The sequence below is a fragment of the Neobacillus sp. OS1-32 genome (assembly GCF_030915425.1).
In the GTDB taxonomy this organism is placed as follows: domain Bacteria; phylum Bacillota; class Bacilli; order Bacillales; family Cytobacillaceae; genus Neobacillus; species Neobacillus paridis.
Genome location: NZ_CP133263.1, coordinates 2,991,275 through 3,017,685, shown reverse-complemented (window position 1 = coordinate 3,017,685; position 26,411 = coordinate 2,991,275). Strand labels below are relative to the sequence as shown.

The 26,411-nt window shown below is 44.1% G+C and carries 21 protein-coding genes, 11 tRNA genes, 3 rRNA genes and 1 pseudogene; 31 read left to right on the top strand and 5 right to left on the bottom strand.

Features of this window, described 5'->3' with window-relative positions:
* Positions 1-128: 128 nt before the first annotated feature.
* Positions 129-608, top strand: coding sequence for a PH domain-containing protein (locus tag RCG24_RS14965; protein WP_202656430.1), 480 nt, complete (start codon positions 129-131; stop codon positions 606-608).
* Positions 601-2,043 carry a PH domain-containing protein gene (locus RCG24_RS14960; protein ID WP_202656429.1) on the top strand — a complete coding sequence of 481 codons (1,443 nt, stop codon included), beginning with the start codon at positions 601-603 and terminating at the stop codon, positions 2,041-2,043. The genes RCG24_RS14965 and RCG24_RS14960 overlap by 8 nt, the downstream gene beginning before the upstream one ends.
* A 116-nt stretch (positions 2,044-2,159) precedes the next feature.
* On the opposite strand, the gene RCG24_RS14955 is transcribed toward RCG24_RS14960, so the two are convergent.
* Positions 2,160-2,594 carry a rhomboid family intramembrane serine protease gene (locus tag RCG24_RS14955; protein ID WP_308077389.1) on the bottom strand — a complete coding sequence of 145 codons (435 nt, stop codon included), beginning with the start codon at positions 2,592-2,594 and terminating at the stop codon, positions 2,160-2,162.
* Between the two features lie 236 nt (positions 2,595-2,830).
* Here RCG24_RS14955 and acpS point away from each other — a divergent pair, with 236 nt between their 5' ends.
* The 6 genes and pseudogenes from acpS (at position 2,831) to RCG24_RS14925 (ending at position 8,917) form a co-directional block, all read left to right on the top strand.
* Positions 2,831-3,178 (top strand): holo-ACP synthase, encoded by a 348-nt coding sequence (gene acpS / locus RCG24_RS14950; protein ID WP_202656427.1) that lies wholly within the window; start codon positions 2,831-2,833, stop codon positions 3,176-3,178.
* 163 nt (positions 3,179-3,341) lie between these two features.
* Positions 3,342-4,344, top strand: a pseudogene (locus RCG24_RS14945) (DUF4367 domain-containing protein).
* 163 nt (positions 4,345-4,507) lie between these two features.
* Entirely contained in the window at positions 4,508-5,671 is a 1,164-nt protein-coding gene (alr, locus tag RCG24_RS14940) for an alanine racemase (protein ID WP_308077388.1), read from the top strand.
* Between the two features lie 264 nt (positions 5,672-5,935).
* Positions 5,936-6,217: a CopG family ribbon-helix-helix protein gene (locus RCG24_RS14935; RefSeq protein WP_199421044.1), complete on the top strand. Its 282-nt coding sequence runs from the start codon at positions 5,936-5,938 to the stop codon at positions 6,215-6,217.
* A gap of 4 nt (positions 6,218-6,221) precedes the next feature.
* Positions 6,222-6,572 (top strand): type II toxin-antitoxin system PemK/MazF family toxin, encoded by a 351-nt coding sequence (locus RCG24_RS14930; protein WP_202656424.1) that lies wholly within the window; start codon positions 6,222-6,224, stop codon positions 6,570-6,572.
* A gap of 173 nt (positions 6,573-6,745) precedes the next feature.
* Positions 6,746-8,917 carry a Tex family protein gene (locus RCG24_RS14925; protein WP_202656423.1) on the top strand — a complete coding sequence of 724 codons (2,172 nt, stop codon included), beginning with the start codon at positions 6,746-6,748 and terminating at the stop codon, positions 8,915-8,917.
* A 147-nt stretch (positions 8,918-9,064) separates the two neighbouring features.
* On the opposite strand, the gene cmpA is transcribed toward RCG24_RS14925, so the two are convergent.
* On the bottom strand, positions 9,065-9,178 hold the full coding sequence (cmpA, locus tag RCG24_RS14920) for a cortex morphogenetic protein CmpA (protein WP_202656422.1): 114 nt from the start codon (positions 9,176-9,178) through the stop codon (positions 9,065-9,067).
* Between the two features lie 94 nt (positions 9,179-9,272).
* Here cmpA and RCG24_RS14915 point away from each other — a divergent pair, with 94 nt between their 5' ends.
* The 19 genes from RCG24_RS14915 to tsaD all read left to right on the top strand — a co-directional run bounded on the left by RCG24_RS14915 (position 9,273) and on the right by tsaD (position 19,784).
* On the top strand, positions 9,273-9,746 hold the full coding sequence (locus RCG24_RS14915; RefSeq protein WP_202656421.1) for a SprT family protein: 474 nt from the start codon (positions 9,273-9,275) through the stop codon (positions 9,744-9,746).
* A gap of 245 nt (positions 9,747-9,991) precedes the next feature.
* Positions 9,992-10,066, top strand: a tRNA-Asn gene (locus tag RCG24_RS14910).
* A 4-nt stretch (positions 10,067-10,070) separates the two neighbouring features.
* Positions 10,071-10,158: transfer RNA gene (locus RCG24_RS14905), tRNA-Ser, on the top strand.
* A 16-nt stretch (positions 10,159-10,174) separates the two neighbouring features.
* Positions 10,175-10,246, top strand: a tRNA-Glu gene (locus RCG24_RS14900).
* Positions 10,247-10,308: 62 nt separating this feature from the next.
* Positions 10,309-10,383: transfer RNA gene (locus RCG24_RS14895), tRNA-Gln, on the top strand.
* An 11-nt stretch (positions 10,384-10,394) separates the two neighbouring features.
* A tRNA-Leu gene (locus tag RCG24_RS14890) sits at positions 10,395-10,479 on the top strand.
* Positions 10,480-10,538: 59 nt separating this feature from the next.
* Positions 10,539-10,624 (top strand) — tRNA-Leu (locus RCG24_RS14885).
* Positions 10,625-10,683: 59 nt separating this feature from the next.
* A tRNA-Arg gene (locus tag RCG24_RS14880) sits at positions 10,684-10,760 on the top strand.
* A 6-nt stretch (positions 10,761-10,766) separates the two neighbouring features.
* Positions 10,767-10,843, top strand: a tRNA-Pro gene (locus RCG24_RS14875).
* Between the two features lie 189 nt (positions 10,844-11,032).
* Positions 11,033-11,106 (top strand) — tRNA-Gly (locus RCG24_RS14870).
* A gap of 122 nt (positions 11,107-11,228) precedes the next feature.
* A 16S ribosomal RNA gene (locus RCG24_RS14865) occupies positions 11,229-12,778 on the top strand.
* A 483-nt stretch (positions 12,779-13,261) separates the two neighbouring features.
* Positions 13,262-16,203, top strand: a 23S ribosomal RNA gene (locus tag RCG24_RS14860).
* A 342-nt stretch (positions 16,204-16,545) separates the two neighbouring features.
* Positions 16,546-16,662: ribosomal RNA gene (gene rrf, locus RCG24_RS14855) — 5S ribosomal RNA — on the top strand.
* Together the 16S, 23S and 5S rRNA genes with 11 tRNA genes alongside form the textbook arrangement of a ribosomal RNA operon.
* Positions 16,663-16,831: 169 nt before the next feature.
* Positions 16,832-16,905: transfer RNA gene (locus RCG24_RS14850), tRNA-Met, on the top strand.
* 3 nt (positions 16,906-16,908) lie between these two features.
* Positions 16,909-16,985, top strand: a tRNA-Asp gene (locus RCG24_RS14845).
* Between the two features lie 166 nt (positions 16,986-17,151).
* Positions 17,152-17,607, top strand: coding sequence for a tRNA (adenosine(37)-N6)-threonylcarbamoyltransferase complex ATPase subunit type 1 TsaE (tsaE, locus tag RCG24_RS14840; RefSeq protein WP_202654713.1), 456 nt, complete (start codon positions 17,152-17,154; stop codon positions 17,605-17,607).
* Positions 17,604-18,311, top strand: coding sequence for a tRNA (adenosine(37)-N6)-threonylcarbamoyltransferase complex dimerization subunit type 1 TsaB (gene tsaB, locus RCG24_RS14835; RefSeq protein WP_202654714.1), 708 nt, complete (start codon positions 17,604-17,606; stop codon positions 18,309-18,311). The genes tsaE and tsaB overlap by 4 nt, the downstream gene beginning before the upstream one ends.
* A gap of 10 nt (positions 18,312-18,321) precedes the next feature.
* The gene (gene rimI, locus RCG24_RS14830; protein ID WP_202654715.1) at positions 18,322-18,771 is read left to right on the top strand and encodes a ribosomal protein S18-alanine N-acetyltransferase; all 450 of its coding nucleotides are present in this window, start codon (positions 18,322-18,324) and stop codon (positions 18,769-18,771) included.
* Positions 18,768-19,784, top strand: coding sequence for a tRNA (adenosine(37)-N6)-threonylcarbamoyltransferase complex transferase subunit TsaD (gene tsaD, locus RCG24_RS14825; RefSeq protein WP_202654716.1), 1,017 nt, complete (start codon positions 18,768-18,770; stop codon positions 19,782-19,784). Before rimI ends, tsaD begins: the two co-directional genes overlap by 4 nt.
* 472 nt (positions 19,785-20,256) lie before the next feature.
* On the opposite strand, the gene RCG24_RS14820 is transcribed toward tsaD, so the two are convergent.
* On the bottom strand, positions 20,257-22,176 hold the full coding sequence (locus tag RCG24_RS14820; protein ID WP_308077387.1) for an ABC-F family ATP-binding cassette domain-containing protein: 1,920 nt from the start codon (positions 22,174-22,176) through the stop codon (positions 20,257-20,259).
* A 159-nt stretch (positions 22,177-22,335) separates the two neighbouring features.
* Between RCG24_RS14820 and moaC the strand changes: the two genes are divergently transcribed.
* The 4 genes from moaC (at position 22,336) to RCG24_RS14800 (ending at position 25,033) form a co-directional block, all read left to right on the top strand.
* Positions 22,336-22,830, top strand: a complete 495-nt coding sequence (moaC, locus tag RCG24_RS14815) for a cyclic pyranopterin monophosphate synthase MoaC (protein WP_202654718.1) — start codon at positions 22,336-22,338, stop codon at positions 22,828-22,830.
* 45 nt (positions 22,831-22,875) lie between these two features.
* Positions 22,876-23,532 carry a redox-sensing transcriptional repressor Rex gene (locus RCG24_RS14810; RefSeq protein WP_202654719.1) on the top strand — a complete coding sequence of 219 codons (657 nt, stop codon included), beginning with the start codon at positions 22,876-22,878 and terminating at the stop codon, positions 23,530-23,532.
* 293 nt (positions 23,533-23,825) lie between these two features.
* Positions 23,826-24,449, top strand: a complete 624-nt coding sequence (locus tag RCG24_RS14805) for a YhbD family protein (RefSeq protein WP_202654720.1) — start codon at positions 23,826-23,828, stop codon at positions 24,447-24,449.
* Between the two features lie 5 nt (positions 24,450-24,454).
* Entirely contained in the window at positions 24,455-25,033 is a 579-nt protein-coding gene (locus RCG24_RS14800; protein ID WP_308077386.1) for a cytoplasmic protein, read from the top strand.
* 129 nt (positions 25,034-25,162) lie between these two features.
* On the opposite strand, the gene RCG24_RS14795 is transcribed toward RCG24_RS14800, so the two are convergent.
* Both RCG24_RS14795 and RCG24_RS14790 read right to left on the bottom strand, forming a co-directional pair.
* On the bottom strand, positions 25,163-25,363 hold the full coding sequence (locus RCG24_RS14795; protein ID WP_202654722.1) for a YdiK family protein: 201 nt from the start codon (positions 25,361-25,363) through the stop codon (positions 25,163-25,165).
* The gene (locus RCG24_RS14790) at positions 25,360-26,079 is read right to left on the bottom strand and encodes a CPBP family intramembrane glutamic endopeptidase (protein WP_308077385.1); all 720 of its coding nucleotides are present in this window, start codon (positions 26,077-26,079) and stop codon (positions 25,360-25,362) included. The genes RCG24_RS14795 and RCG24_RS14790 overlap by 4 nt, the downstream gene beginning before the upstream one ends.
* Positions 26,080-26,411 lie beyond the last annotated feature (332 nt).

Sequence of the window (26,411 nt, the reverse complement as noted above, 5' to 3'; positions counted from 1 at the left end):
AGCATGGATAGAACAATTGTCCATGCTCTTTTTTATATTCGCCATTTTGTGCATAATTAGCTGGTGCGATTTACTTAATTTTTTGTATACTTGAACAGTGGAACGTTTCAGTGAAAGGGGCAAAACCAATGATTTCGAAGCCGCAAAAGCGAATTTCACAGAAAGCATTAACGGTATGGCGGATATCCGGTGTCATCACCTCATTAATTGGTTGGTTGATTACGGCTGCTGCCGTATTTTTATTACATATTTTTGATCTCCCGGGTTGGATATCAATCATTTTGATTGTGCTGGCAGTTATTTTTCCTGTTTTACATATTTTTCTCTTTCCGACCCTTAGATGGAAAAGCTGGCGGTATGAAGTTCGCGAAGAAGAAATTGAACTGGAGGAGGGGATATTTGTCAAAACACGGACTTTAGTACCGATGGTCCGGGTTCAGCATGTTGATACAAATCAGGGTCCTCTTTTAAGAAAATATAAGCTTGCCTCCGTTGTCGTTCATACAGCCGCCACTGCCCATACCATTCCGGCATTAGAGGAGACGGAGGCCGAGGAATTACGTTTCTTTATTTCCAAGTTAGCAAGGGTGGCGGAAGAGGATGTCTAAACCAAAGCGGCTTCATCCGATAGCATCTGTTTTATCAGCCGGCAAAGGATTAAAAAAGCTATTATTCCCATTGATTGCACTCATCATCTCGGGTGGCAGTGAGGGGAAAATATCACTTCTTATCACATTGGCTATATCTTTAGTTGCTGTCATTATTTCCCTCATTATCGGGGTAATCTCTTGGCTTCGTTATACATACAGGTTCGAGGAGGATGAGCTTCGCATCGAATACGGCGTGTTTGTTCGGCAAAAACGATACATTCCCTTTGAACGAATTCAAAGCATTAACCTCACAGAGGGGCTTTTGCAGCAAATGTTTGGGCTTGTTAAGGTGCAAATTGAAACGGCAGGCGGTGGTGAAGAGGCAGAAGCGGTCCTATCGGCAGTTTCTAAGGACGATGCGAAACTGATTCAGCAATATGTCACGGTCGCAAAAACAGGTGAAAACCATGAGTTAAAAGATGAACCTGAAGGACAAATCGTTTTTTCGATATCGGTTCCTGAATTAATGATTCTTTCGTTAACATCAGGTGGAGTTGGTGTTGTGATTTCTGCAGCTATCGCCTTTTTGTCACAGCTCGATGACTTTATACCCTATAAGAAGATTTTTGGCGATTTGGAGAAATGGGCCGTCCATAACATTATTGCCTTGGCTTTTCTTGTGTTTATTGGTTTTTTTCTGGCTTGGGTTATTTCTTTAGCCGTAACGATGTTGAAATATGCAAATTTTAACGTGATTAAAACGGAAAAAGATCTTATCATTTCCCAAGGTCTGCTTGAGAAAAAACAAATTACGATCCCGTTAAAGCGGATTCAAGCGATTCGAATTAGCGAGAATATAATCCGGCAAATGCTTGGCTATGCCACCGTTTCCATTGTGAGTGCGGGCGGTTCAACGGCAAATGAGGAAGAGTCCAAGGTTATTTTACTGCCAATTGTCAGAGTGAAGGAAATAGCTTCGTTGTTAAAGGAACCATTGCCGGACTATCAATTGGAGCCTGCTTTAAGTTCTGCTCCAAAAAGAGCGAGGCGGCGCTATATCCTGCGAATCTGGTACATTGTCTTGCCGATCGTCGCGGCAGCGATCTTCTTCTTCCAAACCTGGGGCTTCTTTTCGCTGATCATTCTTGTTGTGGGAACCTGGTGGGCCATTTTAAAATATAACGATGCCGGTTGGAGCTTGGAACAGCAGCAGCTGTGCCTGCGCAGCCGGACCATTAACAGGACGACTGTGTTCATGCCAAGGAAAAGGATTCAAAGCTTGAAATTACGGGAAAGTTATTTTCAACAGAGGCAAGGACTTGGAACACTGGAGGCATTTGTGAAGTCAGGTGCAGGTGATTCCTGGATAGCGGTAGTTGATCTTGAAAGAAGCGACATTCAAAAGGTATATCAATGGTACTCAAGAGAAAGACAGAGGGAGCTCTCCAGCTGATTGGCAAGGGGTCTCCCCATTTTGGGGCTAATAGAAAACTTCACCAATTTCCCTATGTCGCATAAATTCAACTACGCCTCATAAGTCACCCTAACGGATTCGCCAATCGGCAAGTTTCATTTAAAAAAATAGCCGAGGAGAAAACCTCCTAATAAGCCAAAAAGATGCGCGGTAATATTTATATTTGGCTGGATAAAGGTCATAATGAGACTAACGATACATAAGGTAATAATAATTTGTGAGTTTTCCTTGGAGAGCCTATTTTTTTGAAACACAATCATTGCAATATAGTAACCAAACAGACCGAAAATGGCACCGCTCGAGCCGACATGTGTATAGCTGAGCGGTTCAAGCATCACCGTAGCGATATTGGCAATGACACCAGAGGCCAGATAAATGAATAAAAATTTGCTCCCGCCGAGAAGCCGCTCTAATGCCGGACCAAATAAGACCAGCGAAAAACTGTTAAACAGCATATGCGAAAAGCTGGTATGCATAAACGTCGGCGTAATCAGGCGCCAAATTTCGCCCTCCATTATATAAAGATTCACGCCGGAAAAATGTTCATAAAACCAATAGTTTGGAAAAATCGGTAAAATGGTTAATAAATATAAGCCAGAGATGAATGGCGACTATCAATGAAACGATCGGGTATAAGCGAAGAAAATCTTGCAAGCTTTCGGTTCTGGTAAACAAAGGAAGGACCCCCTCTCACTATCATCATAAACAGATTGTTGTTCTTTTACACTATTATGCTAACAAATAATGTTATAGAAGGAAGATGGACATGATTCAAGGGATTGGCATTGATATTATTGAGCTCTCTCGAGTTAAGGAGTTGTTATCCCGACAGCAAAAATTTGTTGACAGAGTGTTAACTGTAAATGAAAAGCGGCAATTTGAAGAACTATCTGCAGCAAGAAGGACGGAGTTTTTAGCAGGCAGATTCGCTGCCAAAGAAGCATACGCCAAAGCAGCTGGGACCGGAATCGGAAGAGAACTGTCGTTTTTAGACATTGAAATTGAAACAGATCATTTAGGCAAGCCGTTTATCGTCAGACCTGCGGGTCAAGCACATGTATCCATCTCACACAGCCGCGATTATTGCGTGGCCCAAGTAATTATTGAGGATTAATTTTACTTTAAGAATTGTCTAGCTCCAGCGCATATTCCCCGGGGTTGTCTCATATATTCGTATGGAATAGGAGAGACAAGGTCAGCAACGGTTAGTTTGAAGCCTGATCCCTGCCTTTCTCTTCTCAAAATCATACGAAATGAGACAAGAAGGGGTTGAAGGAATGAGAAAAAAATTCATGCTGCTCATGACCGGGCTGATGGCCATCTTAATTCTCGCTGCCTGTGGCTCGAAATCACAAGAATGATGTGGTGAAGGAGTTAAAGGAAAAGGACCTAACGAGCTATAAAGTGGATGCCAAAATGACGCTGAAAATGGGAGCAGAATCGCAAGTTTATAATGTGGAAATCTGGCATAAGGATCCAACTTTTTATCGTGTTAATTTGAAAAATACGGAAAAAGACCAAAGCCAAATGATTTTACGGAATAATCAAGGTGTATTTGTGCTAACTCCGGCTTTAAATAAAAGCTTTAAATTCCAAAGCGATTGGCCGCAAAACAGCAGCCAGGCTTATCTGTACGAGTCGTTGATTAAGGATATTGTTGCCGACAAAGAAGCTAAATTTGCCGAAACAAAAGATCATTATATATTCGAAACGAAGACCCGCTATCAAAATAATTCAATGCTTCCGTTTCAAGAGATTAAGTTGAATAAAAAAGATTTATCCCCGGCCAGCGTAAAGGTGATGGATCCGGACCGCAATGCTCTCGTGACGGTCGAGTTTGAAAAGATGAAATTTAAGGCAAGCTTTAACAAAGACGATTTTAAAATGGAAAAAAATATGACTCGTGCCCAGCTTGGTTTACCGGCGATGGCCGACAGCGGTAACGCAGACTTTATTGTAAAGTATCCAACATATGAACTAGAAGGTACGAAGCTACAGGATGAACAAGAAATTGCCCTTGATAATGGCAAACGTGTGGTTCTAACCTATGATGGCAAGAAATCCTATACACTTGTTCAGGAAAAAGTAAAGGTCAAGGAAGCCTCTACGACCTTTGTTGAAGGCAATCTTGTTGATCTAGGCTTTACGATCGGAGCAGTAACAAAACATTCAATCACTTGGTCCCATGATGGCGTTGACTATATGATTGCTTCAAAAAATTTATCAAAAAAAGAAATGATTGAAGTTGCCCAATCTGTCCAAGCCGAAGAAGTAAAATAATCAAGAATGAATTACAGACCTCGAGCCGGGGTCTGTTTTTTCTGAAAAAGGCCGTGCAAACGATAGCAAAACATACTGGCATGCAGGATTCACTCCAACTTTTAGAATTTTTGTGTTAGTGGTAGAATGGGAATGTTCATTTAATAAAACAGGAAGTGAAACCATGGAAGCGCAAGGAACTTTTTACCGTGATACATGGGTAGAAGTGGATTTAGATTCAATACGTAAGAATGTTGCTGCAGTAAAGAAACACGTTCCAAAGGAAATAAACGTCATTGCCGTGGTAAAAGCAAATGCCTATGGCCATGGTGATGTTCAAGTGGCCCAGGCTGCCTTAGAGGCCGGAGCAGTTTACTTAGCAGTGGCTTTTCTTGACGAAGCGATTGCCTTAAGGAACAAAGGAATCACCGCCCCGATTCTGGTATTAGGTGCCTCTCGTCCGGAAGATGTCCGGACGGCAGCCGATAAGCATATCACCCTGACTGTTTTTCAACAGGAATGGCTTCAGGAGGCGCAAAAATATTTGTCTGACAGCGACCGTCTGTTGCTTCATATTAAGGTAGATTCAGGCATGGGGAGAATTGGCGTACGGAGCAGTGAGGAATTAACAGCCATTGAGCAGTTTGTATCAAGGGATAAACGGTTGGTATTTGAAGGCATCTTTACTCACTTTGCCACAGCTGATGAACTCGATACCACCTATTTCAATCAGCAATTAGCCTTTTTTGAAAAAATGCTTGGCCAGTTGTCCCAGCGTCCTCAATATGTTCATACCAGCAATAGTGCTGCCACGATCCGTTTTAAGAAGGCTTATTTTAACACCATCCGGCTGGGGATAGCCATGTATGGGTTAACCCCGTCACTGGAAATGGAAAAAGAAATCCCCTTTCCTTTGCACGAAGCTTTTTCATTGAAAACAAGGCTTGTCAATGTCAAAAAGCTGCACAAGGGGGATAAGGTTAGCTATGGAGCAACCTATGAAAGTCAAGGGGATGAGTGGATTGGTACGCTTCCAATTGGCTATGCCGATGGCTGGATCCGTAAACTTTCAGGCCAGGAAGTGTTAGTCGGAGGCGTACGGGCTCCAATTGTCGGCAGAATATGTATGGATCAATGCATGGTGCGCCTCCCGGAATATTTTCCGCGTGGAACAGAAGTGACATTGATTGGCACCCAGGGGAATCAATTTATCTCCGTTAATGAAATAGCTGCTAAGCTGGAAACAATCAATTATGAAGTACCGTGTATCATAGCCGCCCGGGTTCCAAGGATCTATAAAAAGGACGGAAAGATAGTCGCTATAAAAAATTATCTGCTTAATTCGTGAGTTCTATTAGAGAATATTTAACATATTGATGAGATTGCGTGTAAATCGTGCATAAAAGAATGTCCAATTGGCTTATAATACAGTAGGGATTATATTTAGACTATGCACGAAGGAAGAATAATGTTATTATAAATTATGGTATAGATAAATGATAACATGCCGATGGTAGCCCTTTTATGGGCAGTTATGATGGCATGGGCAGTTTTATGGATATAATTCTGTTTTTTTAAAAATGGTGTGTAGTGATGGTGGAGGTGTATGTTTGTGTCTGAATCCAGCGCAACTACGGAGATCTTGGTGAAATTGCCACAACATTTGTTAACAGAACTTGATGGTTTTGTTCAACAAGAAAATGTAAACCGCAGTGAATTTATCTACCAGGCAACAAAAATGTATTTACGCGAACGAAAACAGAGACAAATTCGCGAATCCATGAGACGTGGATACATGGAAATGGCTAAAATCAATCTAAGAATCGCATCAGAAGCATTTCAGGCAGAATATGAGGCAGAGCATACCGTTGAACGTCTTGTAAGCGGAGGTTAAACCTTTGATTGTCAAGCGTGGTGACGTATATTTCGCGGACCTATCCCCAGTTGTTGGTTCTGAACAAGGCGGTGTCCGTCCTGTTCTTGTCATCCAAAACGATATCGGGAATCGGTTTAGTCCCACAGTTATTATTGCAGCGATTACTGCTCAAATTCAAAAAGCGAAGCTACCTACTCATGTTGAAATTGATGCAAAACGCTACGGATTTGAACGAGATTCCGTCATCCTGTTGGAGCAAATTCGTACAATCGATAAACAGCGATTAACCGATAAAATTACCCATCTCGATGAGGAAATGATGGAGAAAGTGGATGAAGCCTTACAAGTGAGTCTAGGTCTCATCGAATTCTAGGGAAATGACACGCTCTTTTAAGAAAAAAGAGCGTTTTTTCGTACATATTTTTCTGCCTTCAACTGCTTGAGCAAGCTGAAAAAGCTTGCTTTTTCTTTTTGACGGACTTGTGTTAATGAAAATACCCCCGTTATTCTGATAAAATAAGAGGAAAGGAATGGAGGTTTATCTGAGTGACTGAAACAATCGTAAAAGAGGATCAACATATCGGCAAAATCGCCGCTGAACAAGGAATATCCCCCAAACAGGTGAAGAGTGTCATTTCATTAACAAATGAGGGTAATACAGTTCCCTTTATTGCCCGCTACCGCAAAGAAATGACCGGCGCTCTTGATGAAGTTCAAATCCGTAACATTTTAGAACGATGGCAATATCTCCAAAACCTTGATCAGCGAAAAGAAGAAGTATTACGAATTATTGCTGAGCAAGGGAAATTAACCGAAGAACTGCAACGGACAATCGTCAAAGCGGAGAAGCTGCAAGAGGTCGAAGATTTATACCGTCCTTATAAACAAAAGCGACGGACAAAGGCAACGGTTGCCAAAGAAAAAGGTCTCGAACCATTGGCGGAGTGGCTGCTTACTTTTTCAACCGAGAGCGTTGAAGAGAAGGCAAAAGAATTTTTGTCCGATGAAAAAGAAGTGCTCACTGTCGATGATGCCATTGCCGGGGCGCGGGATATCATTGCCGAAATGGTGTCTGATGATGCGGACGGCCGCAAGTGGATTCGCCGCGAAACATTTAAATCTGGTTCCGTCGTCTCTGCGGTTAAGGATGCGGAGAAGGATGAAAAAAATGTCTACGAAATGTACTATGAGTATGAAGAACCGGTAAGTAAAATTGTTCCTCACCGCATTTTGGCCTTGAATCGTGGTGAAAAAGAAGACATTCTCAGAGTATCGATCAAAATGAATGTTGACTTCATTCTTTCTTATCTAACCAGAAAATGGGTAAAAAAAGAAAATACTCCTGCGACCGCAATTGTTCAAGAAGCAATTGAAGACGGCTATAAACGATTAATTCAGCCTTCAATCGAGCGGGAGATCCGTAACGAATTAACTGAAAAGGCGGAAGAACAAGCGATACATATTTTTTCCGAAAATCTAAGGAATTTGCTTTTACAACCGCCGCTAAAAGGGAAAATGGTTTTAGGAGTGGACCCTGCTTATCGGACTGGCTGCAAGCTGGCTGTCGTCGATGAAACTGGAAAAGTACTCAAAATTGATGTAATTTATCCGCATCCCCCTGTTTCAAAAACGAAGGAAGCTCGTGAAAAATTAATCAAAATCCTGCGAGATTACAAAGTAGAAATGTGTGCCATTGGAAACGGCACGGCCTCGAGGGAAACAGAGCAATTTGTTGCGGATATTTTAAAAGAAATGGATGAAGAAATTTTCTATATTATCGTAAATGAAGCTGGCGCTAGTGTGTATTCCGCATCGGATTTGGCACGTGAAGAGTTTCCGGATTTGCATGTTGAGGAAAGAAGTGCCGTTTCGATTGCCCGCCGCCTGCAGGACCCGCTGGCTGAATTAGTCAAAATTGATCCAAAATCGGTAGGAGTCGGACAATATCAGCATGACGTATCGCAAAAACGGCTTTCTGAATCGTTACATTTTGTTGTGGAAACGGCAGTTAACCAGGTTGGTGTTAATGTCAATACTGCTTCCGCATCATTGCTGCAATATGTTTCCGGGCTGACCAAGACGGCTGCAAATAATGTCGTCAAGCTGCGGGAGGAGGAAGGAAAATTCACCAGCAGGGCACAGTTAAAGAAGGTCCCTCGGCTTGGAGCTAAAACGTATGAACAGGCAATTGGTTTCCTCAGGGTGCTTGATGGGCAAGAACCGTTAGACCGTACCGCAATTCACCCGGAAAACTATGATGAGGTTAAGAAACTTTTAACGAACCTAGGTTTTACCACGGCAGATCTAGGAACGGAAGAGTTGAAAAATGCTTTAAATGGACTCGACTTAAAGGCTGTATCTGTAGAGTTGGCCATAGGTGAATTAACTCTAAAAGACATCGTCGATGCATTAATGAGGCCGGAAAGAGATCCGCGTGATGACCTGCCTCGTCCACTGTTGAAAAAAGATGTTTTAAAACTGGAGGATTTGAAACCGGGGATGGAACTGCAGGGAACGGTCCGAAATGTAGTCGACTTTGGTGCATTTATCGATATCGGAGTAAAGCAGGATGGGCTTGTTCACATCTCCAAGCTTAGCAAACGCTTTGTAAAGCATCCAATGGACATCGTTTCCGTGGGAGACGTTGTCACAGTCTGGGTTGATTCTGTCGATATGAAAAAAGGACGCGTGGCCCTAACAATGTTGCAACCGTCCTGATCAAAAGAAAAAACACTGTTTTTTAATATAGTGAAAGCGCCTGGGACTTCTTTGGTTCTAAAATCAAACTGCCAAGAAGACTAATAGCAGCCTTTGGGCCAGCTTCCTTGTTGCCCATTGGAATTATCCAAGGCGCTTACGCTTTTATTATGAGCAGTGTTTTTTTCTGTAAAAAAACCAACATTGGTTTAATAATTTGATCTGATGGCGGTTTTTTTCAAAAAAGGCTCTTTTCATTTGGTTTTGAAACCAAGTCGGCATAATGAAACCTCCCAAAGTGGATTTTCATTAAGTGTATAAATAATATATGCTATAATAGGTTGTCACGTTCTTACAGAAGCGAGGGAGCGGAAAATTGAATGATGTAGAACTGCAATTATTAGTTGAAAAGATATCCATCGATTCATTCGGCAAGCCATTTAAGCATAGGGCAGTTTTTAACACCAGATTAAGAACCACCGGGGGCCGCTATCTTCTGGGAACCCATAATATAGAAATAAATAAGAGATATCTAGAGCAGCTTGGCCATAAGGAATTAATCGGGATCATTAAGCACGAATTATGTCATTACCATCTTCATCTTGAAGGAAAAGGACACCAACACCGTGATAAGGATTTTAAGCAGTTATTAAAAAAAGTAGGTGCACCCCGTTTTTGTAATCAGCTCCCGGAAGCCAAAGCAAAACGTCCCGTGAAAAAATTTCTCGTCTATCAATGTACCAATTGCCATCTTACCTATCAGAGAAAAAGAAGTATCAACACGAGCAGATTTGTTTGCGGAAGGTGCAGGGGCAAATTAGCAAAAGTGAAGGAAGTTATTCTAAAATAAATATGCTCCGTTCCATTTATTTCTACTATAAATCTTATTGACTTTAACTTCTCCCGTCATTATAATGTAAAGAGTCGATAAGGCATCTGCCTTATTTTTTAGTTTTATTCCGCAATAGCTCAGTGGTAAAGACGAGCAAAGCGTCGTGGAAAAGCTGCGAGTTGTACACGCCGAGACGCTGCTTGAATAAGCATACTGAGGCGGGGACACAATTTATGCAATGAGTATGGAATACATTTTATTTTTCCGCAGTAGCTCAGTGGTAGAGCTATCGGCTGTTAACCGATCGGTCGTAGGTTCGAATCCTACCTGCGGAGCCATATAGGGGAAGTACTCAAGTGGCTGAAGAGGCGCCCCTGCTAAGGGTGTAGGTCGCGTAAGCGGCGCGAGGGTTCAAATCCCTCCTTCTCCGTTTAATAAACATTTTCGGCCCCTTGGTCAAGCGGTTAAGACACCGCCCTTTCACGGCGGTAACACGGGTTCGAATCCCGTAGGGGTCATCAGAAATGGGAGATGAGGTTTAGTCCATTTCCTGTTTCTTTCCATAATAATTTATTATTGTTGGGCTATAGCCAAGCGGTAAGGCAACGGACTTTGACTCCGTCATTCGCAGGTTCGAATCCTGCTAGCCCAGCCATTTCAAAAAATGCGGGTGTGGCGGAATTGGCAGACGCACCAGACTTAGGATCTGGCGCCGCAAGGCGTGGGGGTTCGACTCCCTTCACCCGCACCAGAATTTACCTCTTGAAATATAGAAATATATCTGCTAAGATGAATCTCGTCGTTGATAATGCGGTCGTGGCGGAATGGCAGACGCGCTAGGTTGAGGGCCTAGTGGTGGCAACACCGTGGAGGTTCAAGTCCTCTCGGCCGCACCAAAAAAACATTGACAAACCAATGTGCTTGTGATATTATTTAAAAGTTGGTTATTAAAAACGCGCCCGTAGCTCAATTGGATAGAGCGTCTGACTACGGATCAGAAGGTTATGGGTTCGACTCCTATCGGGCGCGCCATATTAACGGGAAATAGCTCAGCTTGGTAGAGCACTTGGTTTGGGACCAAGGGGTCGCAGGTTCGAATCCTGTTTTCCCGACCATTCAAAATAATCAACCTCATCTTATAATGTATGCGGGTGTAGTTTAGTGGTAAAACCACAGCCATGAGCAAAAGCACCTATGGATTCACTTCGAGTTGCCTCGACGCATAAAACATCCTTGATTAAACTTGAAGAGGAAGAGGCATGAAGATTCGTAAGCAAAATGTGGTTAGTAAATTATTATTATATGCGGGTGTAGTTTAGTGGTAAAACCACAGCCTTCCAAGCTGTTGTTGTGGGTTCGATTCCCATCACCCGCTCCACTTTAATTAGTTGGATGGTTCTTTGAAAACTAAACAAACAAAAACGTCAACAAACAATAATCATTCATTTCTTTATTGAAATGAAGCCAACGTTAAATTTTATGAGCTATTTCAACTCAACTTTATTGGAGAGTTTGATCCTGGCTCAGGACGAACGCTGGCGGCGTGCCTAATACATGCAAGTCGAGCGAATCAAGAGGAGCTTGCTCCTCGAGGTTAGCGGCGGACGGGTGAGTAACACGTGGGCAACCTGCCTGTAAAACTGGGATAACTTCGGGAAACCGGAGCTAATACCGGATGACTCTTATTTACACATGTAGATAAGCTAAAAGACGGCGCAAGCTGTCACTTACAGATGGGCCCGCGGCGCATTAGCTAGTTGGTGAGGTAACGGCTCACCAAGGCGACGATGCGTAGCCGACCTGAGAGGGTGATCGGCCACACTGGGACTGAGACACGGCCCAGACTCCTACGGGAGGCAGCAGTAGGGAATCTTCCACAATGGACGAAAGTCTGATGGAGCAACGCCGCGTGAGCGATGAAGGCCTTCGGGTCGTAAAGCTCTGTTGTTAGGGAAGAACAAGTATCGGAGTAACTGCCGGTACCTTGACGGTACCTAACCAGAAAGCCACGGCTAACTACGTGCCAGCAGCCGCGGTAATACGTAGGTGGCAAGCGTTGTCCGGAATTATTGGGCGTAAAGCGCGCGCAGGCGGTCCTTTAAGTCTGATGTGAAAGCCCACGGCTCAACCGTGGAGGGTCATTGGAAACTGGGGGACTTGAGTGCAGAAGAGGAAAGCGGAATTCCACGTGTAGCGGTGAAATGCGTAGAGATGTGGAGGAACACCAGTGGCGAAGGCGGCTTTCTGGTCTGTAACTGACGCTGAGGCGCGAAAGCGTGGGGAGCAAACAGGATTAGATACCCTGGTAGTCCACGCCGTAAACGATGAGTGCTAAGTGTTAGAGGGTTTCCGCCCTTTAGTGCTGCAGCTAACGCATTAAGCACTCCGCCTGGGGAGTACGGCCGCAAGGCTGAAACTCAAAGGAATTGACGGGGGCCCGCACAAGCGGTGGAGCATGTGGTTTAATTCGAAGCAACGCGAAGAACCTTACCAGGTCTTGACATCCTCTGACACTCCTAGAGATAGGACGTTCCCCTTCGGGGGACAGAGTGACAGGTGGTGCATGGTTGTCGTCAGCTCGTGTCGTGAGATGTTGGGTTAAGTCCCGCAACGAGCGCAACCCTTGATCTTAGTTGCCAGCATTCAGTTGGGCACTCTAAGGTGACTGCCGGTGACAAACCGGAGGAAGGTGGGGATGACGTCAAATCATCATGCCCCTTATGACCTGGGCTACACACGTGCTACAATGGATGGTACAAAGGGCAGCGAAGCCGCGAGGCTAAGCCAATCCCATAAAACCATTCTCAGTTCGGATTGCAGGCTGCAACTCGCCTGCATGAAGCCGGAATCGCTAGTAATCGCGGATCAGCATGCCGCGGTGAATACGTTCCCGGGCCTTGTACACACCGCCCGTCACACCACGAGAGTTTGTAACACCCGAAGTCGGTGGGGTAACCGCAAGGAGCCAGCCGCCTAAGGTGGGACAAATGATTGGGGTGAAGTCGTAACAAGGTAGCCGTATCGGAAGGTGCGGCTGGATCACCTCCTTTCTAAGGATCATTTTGTTCTTGCGAACAAATAAAGAGTTTGTTGTACGTATTTTGTTTGTTTAGTTTTGAGAGAATAATCCTCTCGTTAAGTTTGCTCCTGCGCCGCAGTAGTTCGAGGAAGTATTCCTCAGCTCGTCGCAAGGCAGCTTGAAGCAAAACTAAGAAGGTCATTCATGAAGTTGATTCGTGGAAGTCGCCTTGTTTAGTTTTGAGGGAATAATCTCTCATAAAGCTATATGATCCATCACTTCGTGATGAAAATCAGTGGCCTTGTTCCTTGAAAACTAGATAATCGTAATAGAAGAAGTAACCAAGTAAGAACCGAGTATCGCCATTTTAGGTTTTAAACCTTTTAGGTCATGACAAATCAGCAGCGAGAAGGTCAAGGAAGCGAGTGAGCGAAGACCGGAGCGTGCTTAAGGGCACGTGAGGATCTGAGTGAACGAAGCTGACGCAGAGATTCGACGCTGATCATTTGTCAGAGGTTAAGTTAGAAAGGGCGCACGGTGGATGCCTTGGCACTAGGAGCCGATGAAGGACGGGACTAACACCGATATGCTTCGGGGAGCTGTAAGTAAGCGTCGATCCGGAGATTTCCGAATGGGGGAACCCCCTGCTCGTAATGGAGTAGGATCCTTACCTGAATTCATAGGGTAAGGAAGGCAGACCCGGGGAACTGAAACATCTAAGTACCCGGAGGAAGAGAAAGCAAACGCGATTCCCCAAGTAGCGGCGAGCGAAACGGGAACAGCCCAAACCGAAAGGCTTGCCTTTCGGGGTTGTAGGACACTCAACATGGAGTTACAAAGGAACGGAGTAGACGAAGCGATCTGGAAAGGTCCGCAAGAGAAGGTAAAAGCCCTGTAGTCGAAACTTCGTTCCCTCCTGAGTGGATCCTGAGTACGGCCGGACACGTGAAATCTGGTCGGAAGCTGGGAGGACCATCTCCCAAGGCTAAATACTCCCTAGTGACCGATAGTGAACCAGTACCGTGAGGGAAAGGTGAAAAGCACCCCGGGAGGGGAGTGAAAGAGAACCTGAAACCGTGTGCCTACAAGTAGTCAAAGCCCTTTAACGGGTAATGGCGTGCCTTTTGTAGAATGAACCGGCGAGTTACGATTGCATGCAAGGTTAAGTTGAAGAGACGGAGCCGCAGCGAAAGCGAGTCTTAAGTAGGGCGATCTTTAGTATGTAGTTGTAGACCCGAAACCAGGTGATCTACCCATGTCCAGGGTGAAGGTAGGGTAACACCTACTGGAGGCCCGAACCCACGCACGTTGAAAAGTGCGGGGATGAGGTGTGGGTAGCGGAGAAATTCCAATCGAACTTGGAGATAGCTGGTTCTCTCCGAAATAGCTTTAGGGCTAGCCTCACGGCTTGGAGTCTTGGAGGTAGAGCACTGTTTGGACTAGGGGCCCTCATCGGGTTACCGAATTCAGACAAACTCCGAATGCCAAAGACTTACCCGTGGGAGTCAGACTGCGAGTGATAAGATCCGTAGTCAAAAGGGAAACAGCCCAGACCACCAGCTAAGGTCCCAAAGTATACGTTAAGTGGAAAAGGATGTGGAGTTGCTTAGACAACCAGGATGTTGGCTTAGAAGCAGCCACCATTTAAAGAGTGCGTAATAGCTCACTGGTCGAGTGACTCTGCGCCGAAAATGTACCGGGGCTAAACGTATCACCGAAGCTGTGGATGGACACCGTTGGTGTCCGTGGTAGGAGAGCGTTCTAAGGGCGTTGAAGCTGGACCGGAAGGACTGGTGGAGCGCTTAGAAGTGAGAATGCCGGTATGAGTAGCGAAAGATGAGTGAGAATCTCATCCACCGAATGCCTAAGGTTTCCTGAGGAAGGCTCGTCCGCTCAGGGTTAGTCGGGACCTAAGCCGAGGCCGAAAGGCGTAGGCGATGGACAACAGGTTGATATTCCTGTACCACCTCTGAATCGTTTGAGTGATGGGGGGACGCAGGAGGATAGGGTAAGCGCGCTGCTGGTCATGCGCGTCCAAGCAGTTAGGCTGGTGAATAGGAAAATCCGTTCACCGTGAAGGCTCGAGCTGTGACGGCGAGGGAAATACAGTACCGAAGTTCCTGATTCCACACTGCCAAGAAAAGCCTCTAGCGAGATTCAAGGTGCCCGTACCGCAAACCGACACAGGTAGGCGAGGAGAGAATCCTAAGGTGAGCGAGAGAACTCTCGTTAAGGAACTCGGCAAAATGACCCCGTAACTTCGGGAGAAGGGGTGCTTTTTAGGGTGCATAGCCCTGAAAAGCCGCAGTGAATAGGCCCAGGCGACTGTTTAGCAAAAACACAGGTCTCTGCGAAGCCGCAAGGCGAAGTATAGGGGCTGACGCCTGCCCGGTGCTGGAAGGTTAAGAGGAGGGGTTAGCCTTAAAAGCGAAGCTCTGAATCGAAGCCCCAGTAAACGGCGGCCGTAACTATAACGGTCCTAAGGTAGCGAAATTCCTTGTCAGGTAAGTTCTGACCCGCACGAAAGGCGTAACGATCTGGGCACTGTCTCAACGAGAGACTCGGTGAAATTATAGTACCTGTGAAGATGCAGGTTACCCGCGACAGGACGGAAAGACCCCATGGAGCTTTACTGTAGCCTGATATTGAATTTTGGTACAGCTTGTACAGGATAGGTAGGAGCCTGAGAAACCGGAGCGCCAGCTTCGGTGGAGGCGTCGGTGGGATACTACCCTGGCTGTATTGAAATTCTAACCCGCACCCCTCAATCGGGGTGGGAGACAGTGTCAGGTGGGCAGTTTGACTGGGGCGGTCGCCTCCCAAAGAGTAACGGAGGCGCCCAAAGGTTCCCTCAGAATGGTTGGAAATCATTCGCAGAGTGTAAAGGCACAAGGGAGCTTGACTGCGAGACCTACAAGTCGAGCAGGGACGAAAGTCGGGCTTAGTGATCCGGTGGTTCCGCATGGAAGGGCCATCGCTCAACGGATAAAAGCTACCCTGGGGATAACAGGCTTATCTCCCCCAAGAGTCCACATCGACGGGGAGGTTTGGCACCTCGATGTCGGCTCATCGCATCCTGGGGCTGTAGTCGGTCCCAAGGGTTGGGCTGTTCGCCCATTAAAGCGGTACGCGAGCTGGGTTCAGAACGTCGTGAGACAGTTCGGTCCCTATCCGTCGTGGGCGCAGGAAATTTGAGAGGAGCTGTCCTTAGTACGAGAGGACCGGGATGGACGCACCGCTGGTGTACCAGTTGTCTTGCCAAAGGCATCGCTGGGTAGCTATGTGCGGACGGGATAAGTGCTGAAAGCATCTAAGCATGAAGCCCCCCTCGAGATGAGATTTCCCATAGCTTTAAGCTAGTAAGATCCCTGAAAAATGATCAGGTTGATAGGTCAGAGGTGGAAGCGTGGTGACACGTGGAGCTGACTGATACTAATCGATCGAGGACTTAACCAAATAGAAAAGCGGAAGCGTCCGCTTAGCAACGTATGGCTTCCTCGAAAAAGCTAATGCTTTTTCCTCGTGCGATGCCTACGCTGACGAAGTGTTCCTTGTGGTGGGCTTTGACTGAGATAAAGGAAACACGAAGAGTGAAACGATTCAATGTTGACTTATCGTAGGGAAAAGACCGAAAGACACTAGTTGCTGGACGCTGGAGCTAGACATGAATCAGAAAGCGAACTCGTTCTTCAATGGAACTTCTTCTGTATTATCTAGTTTTGAGGGAATGAAAAAATTTAGATTTCCCCTTGAAAAATTTCAAAAAGACATTATAATAAAATAGTGTCAGCTAAATAGTCCGGCGGTGATGGCGAGAAGGTCACACCCGTTCCCATACCGAACACGGAAGTTAAGCTTCTCAGCGCCGATGGTAGTTGGGGCACGCGCCCCTGTGAGAGTAGGACGCTGCCGGGCTGTTTTAATAAAACAATATTTTTCTATTATCGCGGGGTGGAGCAACGAGCGTTGCTTCAATGAATAAACTCCGAGTTGTCCCGACGCATTAGCTCCTCTGAATAAGCTGGTAGAGGAAGGGACAGTCCTTATGCATGGGGCATAGGAAAATTTTATATCTTATTATTATCGCGGGGTGGAGCAGTCCGGTAGCTCGTCGGGCTCATAACCCGAAGGTCGCAGGTTCAAATCCTGCCCCCGCAATCTGGTCTGGTAGTTCAGCTGGTTAGAATGCCTGCCTGTCACGCAGGAGGTCGCGGGTTCGAGTCCCGTCCAGACCGCCATCTTCAAAAAATAGTCAGCACGAAACGATGTTTCGGCTTTTTTTATGTTCGCTAACTAAAAGACTACATATCAAATACGTTCCCTTAGGAAACATCCTAAGGTTTTTTTGTATAAAAATAAGGTAAAATGAAGATAAAGATCTTTTACAGTAAAATAGGTGATTAGATGGCCCAGTATGAACTAAAAACAAATAATTCAGAGGAAACCAGTGAATTTGCAGAAAGAATTGCCGCCCATTTGCAGCCGGGTGATGTGATTGCCCTTGAAGGCGATTTAGGGGCAGGCAAAACTACTTTTACAAAAGGTATTGCTAAAGGTTTGGATATTAAGAGGACTGTTAACAGCCCCACTTTTACCATTATAAAAGAGTATCAGGGGAGGCTCCCTTTATATCATATGGATGTCTATCGGGTAGAAGATTCATTGGAGGATTTGGGATTTGATGAATACTTTGAAGGTCATGGTGTCACTGTAGTGGAATGGGCCCATGTCATCAAAGAGCAGCTGCCTAATGAGCTGTTAACGGTTTATTTATATCATCATGAAGGCGAACAGCGAACCATCGTCCTCATTCCCAAAGGCCGAAGATATGAGCAATTATGTAAGGAGATTTTTCAATGACGATTTTAGCGATCGATACTTCCAATAATCCGTTGGGGGTAGCGCTTTTACAGGAAGATCAAGTAATTGGTGAATATATTACCAATTTAAAAAAGAATCACTCCATTCGGATCATGCCGGCGATTCAGACACTCATGGAGGATTGTGAAAAGCAGCCGACAGATTTGACAAAAATTGTGGTCGCCAAGGGTCCAGGCTCTTATACTGGAGTAAGAATTGGCGTAACCATTGCGAAAACATTAGCGTGGTCGTTAAATATTCCTCTTGTCGGCATTTCCAGCCTGGAGGTATTGGCAGCCGCGCCGGCAAGACGCTTTGAAGGCTATGTGTCACCTATATTTGACGCTAGAAGGGGACAAGTCTATACAGGGTTGTACCGTTTTGAAAATGGTAGACTTACCACCGTTGAACCAGATCAGTTAGCAATGGCTGTAGATTGGGCACCCAAATTAGCGCAACTAGGCCAAGCTGTTTTGTTTGTCGGTAATGATGTGCCGCTTCATCGCAAGGTATTTGAAGAAAGATTGGGGTCAAAGGCGATTTTTGCAAATCCAACTGAACAAAATCCCCGTCCTGCTGAGCTAGCATGGTTAGGAAAAGATAAGCCGGGTGAGGATGTGCATACTTTTGTGCCTAACTATATTCGCTTAGCGGAGGCCGAAGCAAAGTGGCTGGAGAAACAAGGAAAAACTTTAAATGGATAGGAAATGAGAAATGGACGATTCATATGTATTTCGCTATATGCGAGAAGATGATATTGACCAGGTTTTAGAGGTGGAACATGCTTCTTTCACGCTGCCGTGGAGCAGGGAGGCTTTTTATAATGAATTACACAATAACCAATTTGCGGTTTACATTGTCATTGAACATGACAAAAGGGTAGTTGGTTACTGCGGAGCATGGATGATTGTGGATGAAGCACATGTGACGAATGTTGCCATCCTCCCGGAATATCGCGGAAAAAAACTTGGTGACGCGATGATGCGCTATTTAATGGAACTTGCCCGTCTTAAAGGAGTCCGGACAATGACACTGGAAGTGAGGGTGACGAATCATATCGCTCAATCGCTGTATCGAAAAATGGGATTCCAAAATGGCGGCATTCGGAAAAATTATTATTCGGATAATCAAGAAGACGCCTTAGTAATGTGGGTGAACGTATGAAAAAGGATTTGTTAATTTTAGGAATTGAAACAAGCTGCGATGAAACGGCAGCGGCGATTACAAAGAATGGCCGCGAAATTATCGCGAACGTTGTAGCATCGCAAATTGAAAGCCATAAACGCTTTGGAGGGGTTGTCCCGGAGATTGCCTCCAGACATCATGTTGAACAAATAACGATTGTGATCGAAGCGGCGCTTAAGCAGGCAAATGTCACAATGTCAGAAATTGATGCAATTGCTGTTACTGAAGGCCCGGGTTTGGTAGGTGCTCTCTTAATAGGGGTTAATGCGGCGAAAGCGCTGGCCTTTGCGCATCAAAAACCGCTTGTGCCAGTCCATCATATTGCCGGGCATATTTATGCCAATCGGCTGGTAACAGAACTGCAGTTTCCACTCTTAGCCCTGGTCGTCTCAGGGGGACATACAGAGCTGGTCTATATGAAGGAACATGGTCATTTTGAGGTGATTGGGGAAACGCGCGATGACGCTGCCGGCGAGGCCTATGACAAGGTAGCCCGGGTATTAAATATGCCGTATCCTGGGGGTCCGCATATTGATCGCTTGGCTCACGAAGGCAGCCCGGTGATTGATTTGCCACGGCCCTGGCTTGAAGGCTCTTATGACTTTAGCTTCAGCGGGTTAAAATCAGCTGTTATTAACACTGTCCACAATGCTGAGCAGCGCGGTGAAGCGATTGCCCCAGAGGATTTAGCTGCGAGCTTTCAGGCAAGTGTAGTCGATGTCTTAGTGAAAAAAACCGTCGATGCCGTTGCGGAATATGGAGTAAAACAGGTGTTAGTAGCCGGTGGGGTGGCCGCAAACAAAGGTCTTAGAAGTGCTTTAGAGGAAGCCTTTTCCGGCTTGGATGTGGAATTAGTGATACCGCCGTTATCATTTTGTACCGATAATGCTGCCATGATTGCGGCAGCCGGCAGTGTAATGTTTGAAAAAGGAGTCAGAGCGGATTTGTCTCTTAATGCGATTCCTGGACTTGAAATTGAGATATTTAATTAAAACTGGGCCCTCCTTTTTTTGGAGGGTTATTTTTTTAGCTAATAAGGAGGTATAAAATTTTCCTAAATTTTATACCTCCTTATGTCGCATAAATTCAACTACGCCTCTGCCTTCGTCCTTAAGGACTCGCCAGTCGACGAGTTTTCATTTAACCAATCGTTTAATTAAAACTGGCTAATGTGCCCTTAATTAAACGATTGATTAAATTGGAGAAAAACATAAAAAATGTGGATAAGTCGCTTATGTAATAATCCAATTGTGGGTAATTCATTTAATAATTGTGGATAATGTGGATAAAAACAGATATTTTTGTGGATAATGTGGAAAAGTTAAATCATGTTTATGAGTTAGCTATTCTTCATGTGGATAAAATTGTGGAAAAGATATTTTGAAGGTTACAGCATAATTTTTTATCATTAAAAAAAGCTGCCATACCAGAAAAGGCGGGTTCGGCAGCCGTCAAATAGATAAGTTATTCCGCCAGCTCAGCCCATTCATCCATTAACTGATCAAGCTGGGCCTTTGTCTTTTCATTGCTTTGGGTAATCTCCATTACCTTTTGATGATCCTGAAAAATCTTAGGATCGCATAAAAGCTGTTCATACTCTTGAATTTGCGCTTCCAATTCTTCAATTCGCTGTTCAATTTCTTCCAGCTTGCGTTTCCGCTGACGTTCCAGCTTCTTACTTTCCTTATCTTGTTGATAACTTACTTTTTCTGAACGGTCAGCAGCGGCAGCCTTTTTCTCGAGAGAGGCAAGCTCAATAGCAGCGAGTTCTTCCTGTTCCAATTTCTTCTCGACGTAATAATCATAATCTCCAAGAAACTCAGTGCTCCCCTCGCGGCTCAGCTCAATCACCTTCGTTGCAATCCGATTGATAAAATATCTGTCATGGGAAACAAATAAAAGTGTCCCTGGATAGTCGATTAAGGCATTTTCAAGGACTTCTTTGCTATCAAGATCAAGATGGTTTGTTGGTTCATCCAAGATTAGCAGATTGGCTTTTTCCATCATCAGCTTTGCTAAGGCCAGCCGTGCTTTTTCACCACCGCTCAGCGATGAGACAGTTTTTAATACATCATCACCAGAAAAAAGAAAATTTCCAAGCACAGTGCGGATTTCCTTTTCTGGTTTAAGTGGGTATTCATCCCAAAGTTCGTTTAAGACCCGTTTGTTGGAAGTCAAGTTTGCCTGCTCCTGGTCATAATAACCAATCAATAAATTGGACCCATATAAAATTTCTCCGCCAAGCGGTTTTAGCTTTTTAATAATCGTCTTAAGCAGAGTGGACTTACCGATGCCGTTTGGGCCGACCAAAGCAATGCTGTCACCCCTAAATACGCGGAAAGAAATGTTCTCCGATACTTTCTCGCCATCATAACCGACTGCAAGGGAATTTACCGCTAATACATCGTTGCCGCTTTGCTTTTCAATGTCAAATGAAAAATTGGCAGACTTTTCATCACCTAACGGACGGTCGATAACTTCCATTTTCTCTAGCCTTTTCCTCCGGCTTTGCGCCCGTTTCGTCGTTGTCGCCCGGGCGATATTGCGCTGGATAAAATCTTGCAGGGCAGCGATTTCTTGCTGCTGTTTTTCATATAGCTTCATGTCACGTTCAAAATTGGCTGCCTTCTGTTCTAAATAAGCACTATAATTGCCGCTAAACCGTTGGATGCGGTTGCGCGATAATTCGTACACCTGAGTGACCACTTTGTCCAAGAAATAGCGGTCGTGCGAAACAATTAAAATGGCCCCATCATACCCTTGTAAATATTGTTCAAGCCAGGAGAGCGTTTCGATATCCAGATGGTTGGTGGGCTCGTCCAATATTAAAATGTCCGGTTTCGTCAGCAGTAACTTACCTAACGCAAGCCGTGTTTTTTGACCGCCACTGAGGCTTGAGATCATCAATGAATGGTCATGAAAATTGAGTCCATGCAGCACGGAGCGAATATCCGCTTCAAATTGATAGCCGCCAAGTTCTTTAAACTGGACCTGTAAATGGTCATATTCATGAATAATTCGTTCGTACTTTGCCTGATGGTTAAAAATATCAGGATCAGCCATTTGCTCCTCAAGCTTGCGTAAAGATTTTTCCATCTTTCGAAGTGCTTCGAAGACACTCAACATTTCCTCCCAGATGGAAAAATTGGATTCCAAACCGGTATTCTGGGCTAAATAGCCGATTGTTACCTCTTTCGGCTTGATGATCTCGCCGCCATCATAAGACAGATGTCCAGCAATAATTTTCAATAATGTCGATTTACCTGCCCCGTTCCGGCCGACGAGGGCGACGCGGTCCCGAGTTTGTAATTCTAGCTTTATATTCGATAAAATAAGGTCAGCACCATAATATTTTTGTAATTGATTAACTTGCAGTAAAATCATGTTCATTCACCTCTATACTTACAAATAGTGTACCTTATTCCCGAAAGGGCGGCAATACGAGCAAAAAAGCCGTAATTGGATAAAAAAATATACCGTTAGTTCAAAGTTTCACACACATCGACAAAAAAATATAGTATCATTTGGGAGGAGGTATTTATAATGGCTGAGTTTACTCATTTTAATGAAGAAGGAAGAGCAAAGATGGTGGACGTCAGCAATAAGCCGAAAACAGTCCGCACTGCTTTTGCTCATTCCAGCATTACCGTAAGTGAAGAAATTTACCAAAAAATAACGCATCATGAAATGAAAAAAGGCGATGTCTTGGCAGTTGCTCAAGTTGCTGCGGTAATGGCGGCCAAGAAAACCTGGGAGATCATTCCGATGTGCCACCCTATTCCGTTAACAGGGATAAATATTAGTTTTTCCTGGGAGCAAATTCAATTAAAACAATACCAGTTACATATTGCCGTATCTGTGAAAACAATCGGTAGCACGGGAGTTGAGATGGAAGCGTTAACAGCAGCCTCTGCGTGTGCTTTAACGGTCTATGACATGTGTAAAGCAGTGGATAAGGGTATGGTAATCGGACCAACTTATTTAGTGGAAAAAACCGGCGGTAAAAGTGGTGACTATAAAAGAACCGACCTGATTTGAACATGCAGCAATGGAGCTAATACTTGAAGCGGGGTGAAGGAGAGAATGTCGAATGAAACGACGAAGATTCCACAGGCAACAGCAAAGCGGCTACCGTTATATTATCGGTTTTTAAAAAATCTGCATTCTTCTGGTAAACAAAGGGTGTCGTCAGCAGAGTTAAGTGAAGCAGTGAAGGTTGATTCAGCTACAATTCGCAGGGATTTTTCCTATTTTGGTGCCCTCGGGAAAAAAGGATATGGCTATAATGTAAATTATTTATTATCCTTTTTTCGGAAAACTCTGGACCAGGATGAATTAACGAAAGTAGCCCTAATTGGTGTGGGTAATTTAGGAACTGCCTTTTTAAATTATAATTTTATGAAAAATAATAATACCAAAATCACCTGCGCCTTCGATGTTGACCCTGGAAAGGTTGGAACATTAATTGGTGATGTTCCAGTTTTTGCGATGGATGATTTAGAAAAACATTTAAACGAAGAAGAGATTTCGGTGGTTATTTTAACAGTACCGGCTCAGGTTGCCCAATTGATTACGGACCGTCTTGGCAACACGAATGTAAAGGGGATCCTGAACTTTACCCCGGCAAGATTAAATGTCGCCAAATCGATTCGCGTACATCACATTGACCTCGCAGTTGAACTGCAATCACTGGTGTACTTTTTGAAGCATTATCCGAATGTCGACGAAACCGAAGAATAGGAGAAAAAGCTTTTCTGATGATGATCAGGGAAGCTTTTTTTAATTGTCTAAGTGAAAGCATGGTGTCAGGCACTGCAACAGGTACATGAGGCCATGCGTTTATTTATTGATGGGATAGCAGAAAAGACAAAAAGGGAGGATCGTAGTTTGAAGCTGTCCGGAAGGGGACGATGATTTGGTGATAGCTGTGCGGGATAATTGGCAATCAGCCCTATTTTCCAAAAAACAGAAAATAAAATTTTACAGCATAACAATGTTATGTTACACTGTAAAATAGAAAGGGGTTATCGAAAATGAGCGAGGAGTTAATTTCCAAAAAGGACTTATTGAGTTTAACCGGAATTTCGTATGGGCAGTTATACCGCTGGAAACGGAAGGATCTTATACCAGAGGAATGGTTTATCCGTAAATCAACATTTACAGGTCAAGAAACCTTTTTTCCCAAGGAAAGGATATTGGAACGGATTGAAAAAATTCAAACAATGAAGGAGAATTTGTCGCTGGATGAATTGGCAGATCTGTTATCACCAAATGTAACGGAAATTATTTTAACAAAGGATGAACTTATAAAACGTAACATTGTTTCAGAGACGGTTATGAATATTTACCAAGAAAGTGAGAGTGGCCATTTTCAGTTTGATTTTTCGAGGATTCTTGAGGCAAATGTATTGGAAAAACTGCTGCAATCAGGGGAGATCAATTTAGACGAAGGAAAAATGCTGCTTCAGCTTTTAAAGCTAAACCGCCCGCTAATTGAACAAAAACATGGGGAAATCGTCATCACGAGAAAGCTGGGGGTGTCCTCCTGTTTGCTGCTGATTAATGCTGAAAGTTTTCATTTTGAGTCTGGGACAAAGGTAGTTGCCAAGCTCTCGCTGTTAACCTGCATAGAGGAACTAAAGGCAAAATTATTTTAAATGTCGTGAAAAAACTGGAAATATCGGGTCATGCGGCGATTGGCGGCAGAGTAAAAGCTGAAGAAGTAAGGGTCAAGGGCATCTTGAAGGTGGCCAAGGACTGTGAAACGGAAATTTTTAAAGCAGAATCACAATTTATCATTGGTGGTTTGTTAAACGCAGAGCATATTGAGATTCAAATTTATGGTGAGTGTACAGCTAAGGAAATTGGCTGCCAAACGATTAAGGTCAAATATGAGTCATTCCATTCAAGCGGCGGCTTTGAGATTAAAGGCCTATTAACCGCTGAAACTATTAATATTGTCTTAAGGTTCGGAAGCAGTAAGGCTGAAGAAATCGGCGGCGGGAAAATTACTGTGAAACGGAAGAAAAACTCGTTGTTCCCGTTCGGAAAAGAGACTGGATCACTACAGACCAAAGTAATCGAAGGCGATGACATTTACCTGGAAAATACAACAGCGGACATTGTCAGAGGCAATAAAATAAAAATTGGCCCAGGCTGTATCATTGGAACGGTTGAATACAGGACGGACTTTCAACAAGACCCTGACTCAACAGTCAAAACGGTGTCAGGCACCAAGTAATTTTTCATATGTCCAGCTCGAGCGTCGAGCAACAAATGGCCGACCCGCTTCTACCTGCGTTAAGGAGCGGCCCTTGGTGATACGCTGCTTAACGGTTGCTTCCACATTTCTTGGTGCTTGACATGATACTTATTTTTTCAATTGATCCCTGAATTTGAAGTGAAAGGTGATCATTTTTAATCCTGACCCAATATCGAAGGTAGCCAAAATGACTAATAGATAGCTGAAAAAGCCCCAGCCGTTGGTCTGTACTTCCGTAATGGCAAAGTAGGTGAAAAGGGCGCCTAATAAAAAATAAATCAGGCCGGAAAACAAAGGTGAACGTCTCATAAAAATCCTCCGATAAAGTTTTGAATGGACTCAAGATCACGCTGCAATCTTTCAATATCATCGCGATAAACAGTTTGGACTAATACAACCAAAGTGTTCATCATTACATGTGCAAAGATTGGCACGATAATCCGATTGGTTTTAACATATAGGAACGCAAACGTCAGGCCCATTGCCGAATAAAGGATAATATGCTCAGGCTCCATATGCGCCAAAGCAAAGATAACCGAGCTGATAAGTGCTGAAATAATAAAATTAAAACGCCGATAAAGACTGCCAAAGATAATTTTGCGAAAGACAATTTCCTCTAAAATCGGGCCAATGATGCTTGTTACAATCATTGCCTGTGGAAAAATATCGATGATGTTCAGGATTTGCTGCGTATTTTCGGACCCCATATGAATCCCCAGCAGTTGCTCAATAATCGCAGCGGCATATTGCGAAAACAGTGCCAGGAAAAAGCCAGAAACCGCCCATATTATCGAGTGACCAATAGAACTGCCTTGGCCTGTCCCCTTTGGACCACGAGCATGGCTGTCTTTTCTTAAAATAAATAAAATAATGATCAGCGCAAGGGTAAAGCTGATGATGAGCCAAATAGGCAGCGCCATAACCCGGTCGATCTTCAATCCCCTGACAAGCAAAGGCATTCCAATGATGCCCGAAAACTGCATCGCGATATATACAATTAAGATAATCCAATATTCCTTCTTCAAAAATATAGTCTCCTTTATTATTCCTAAATCACGTTTTTTGCATCACTCTGTACTATTTTACCTTTAAAAATCATCCCATTCAATTTTGAGAACTCTTGGATAATTTTTATGTATAGAAAAGGAGGAATTTACCATACTTTATAAGGTGGAAAAAAGGATTTGATTGGTTAGATTTTTGGGGCTGTATAGTTCATCAATTAAAATACGGTTCACGAAAAAACACTCATATTTTTCTTTAAAATTTTGTGCATCAGACTTGCAAAAGACTTTTAGATTCATTATTATAATAATTGTGTTAGCACTCATTGATGTCGAGTGCTAATAATTGATTG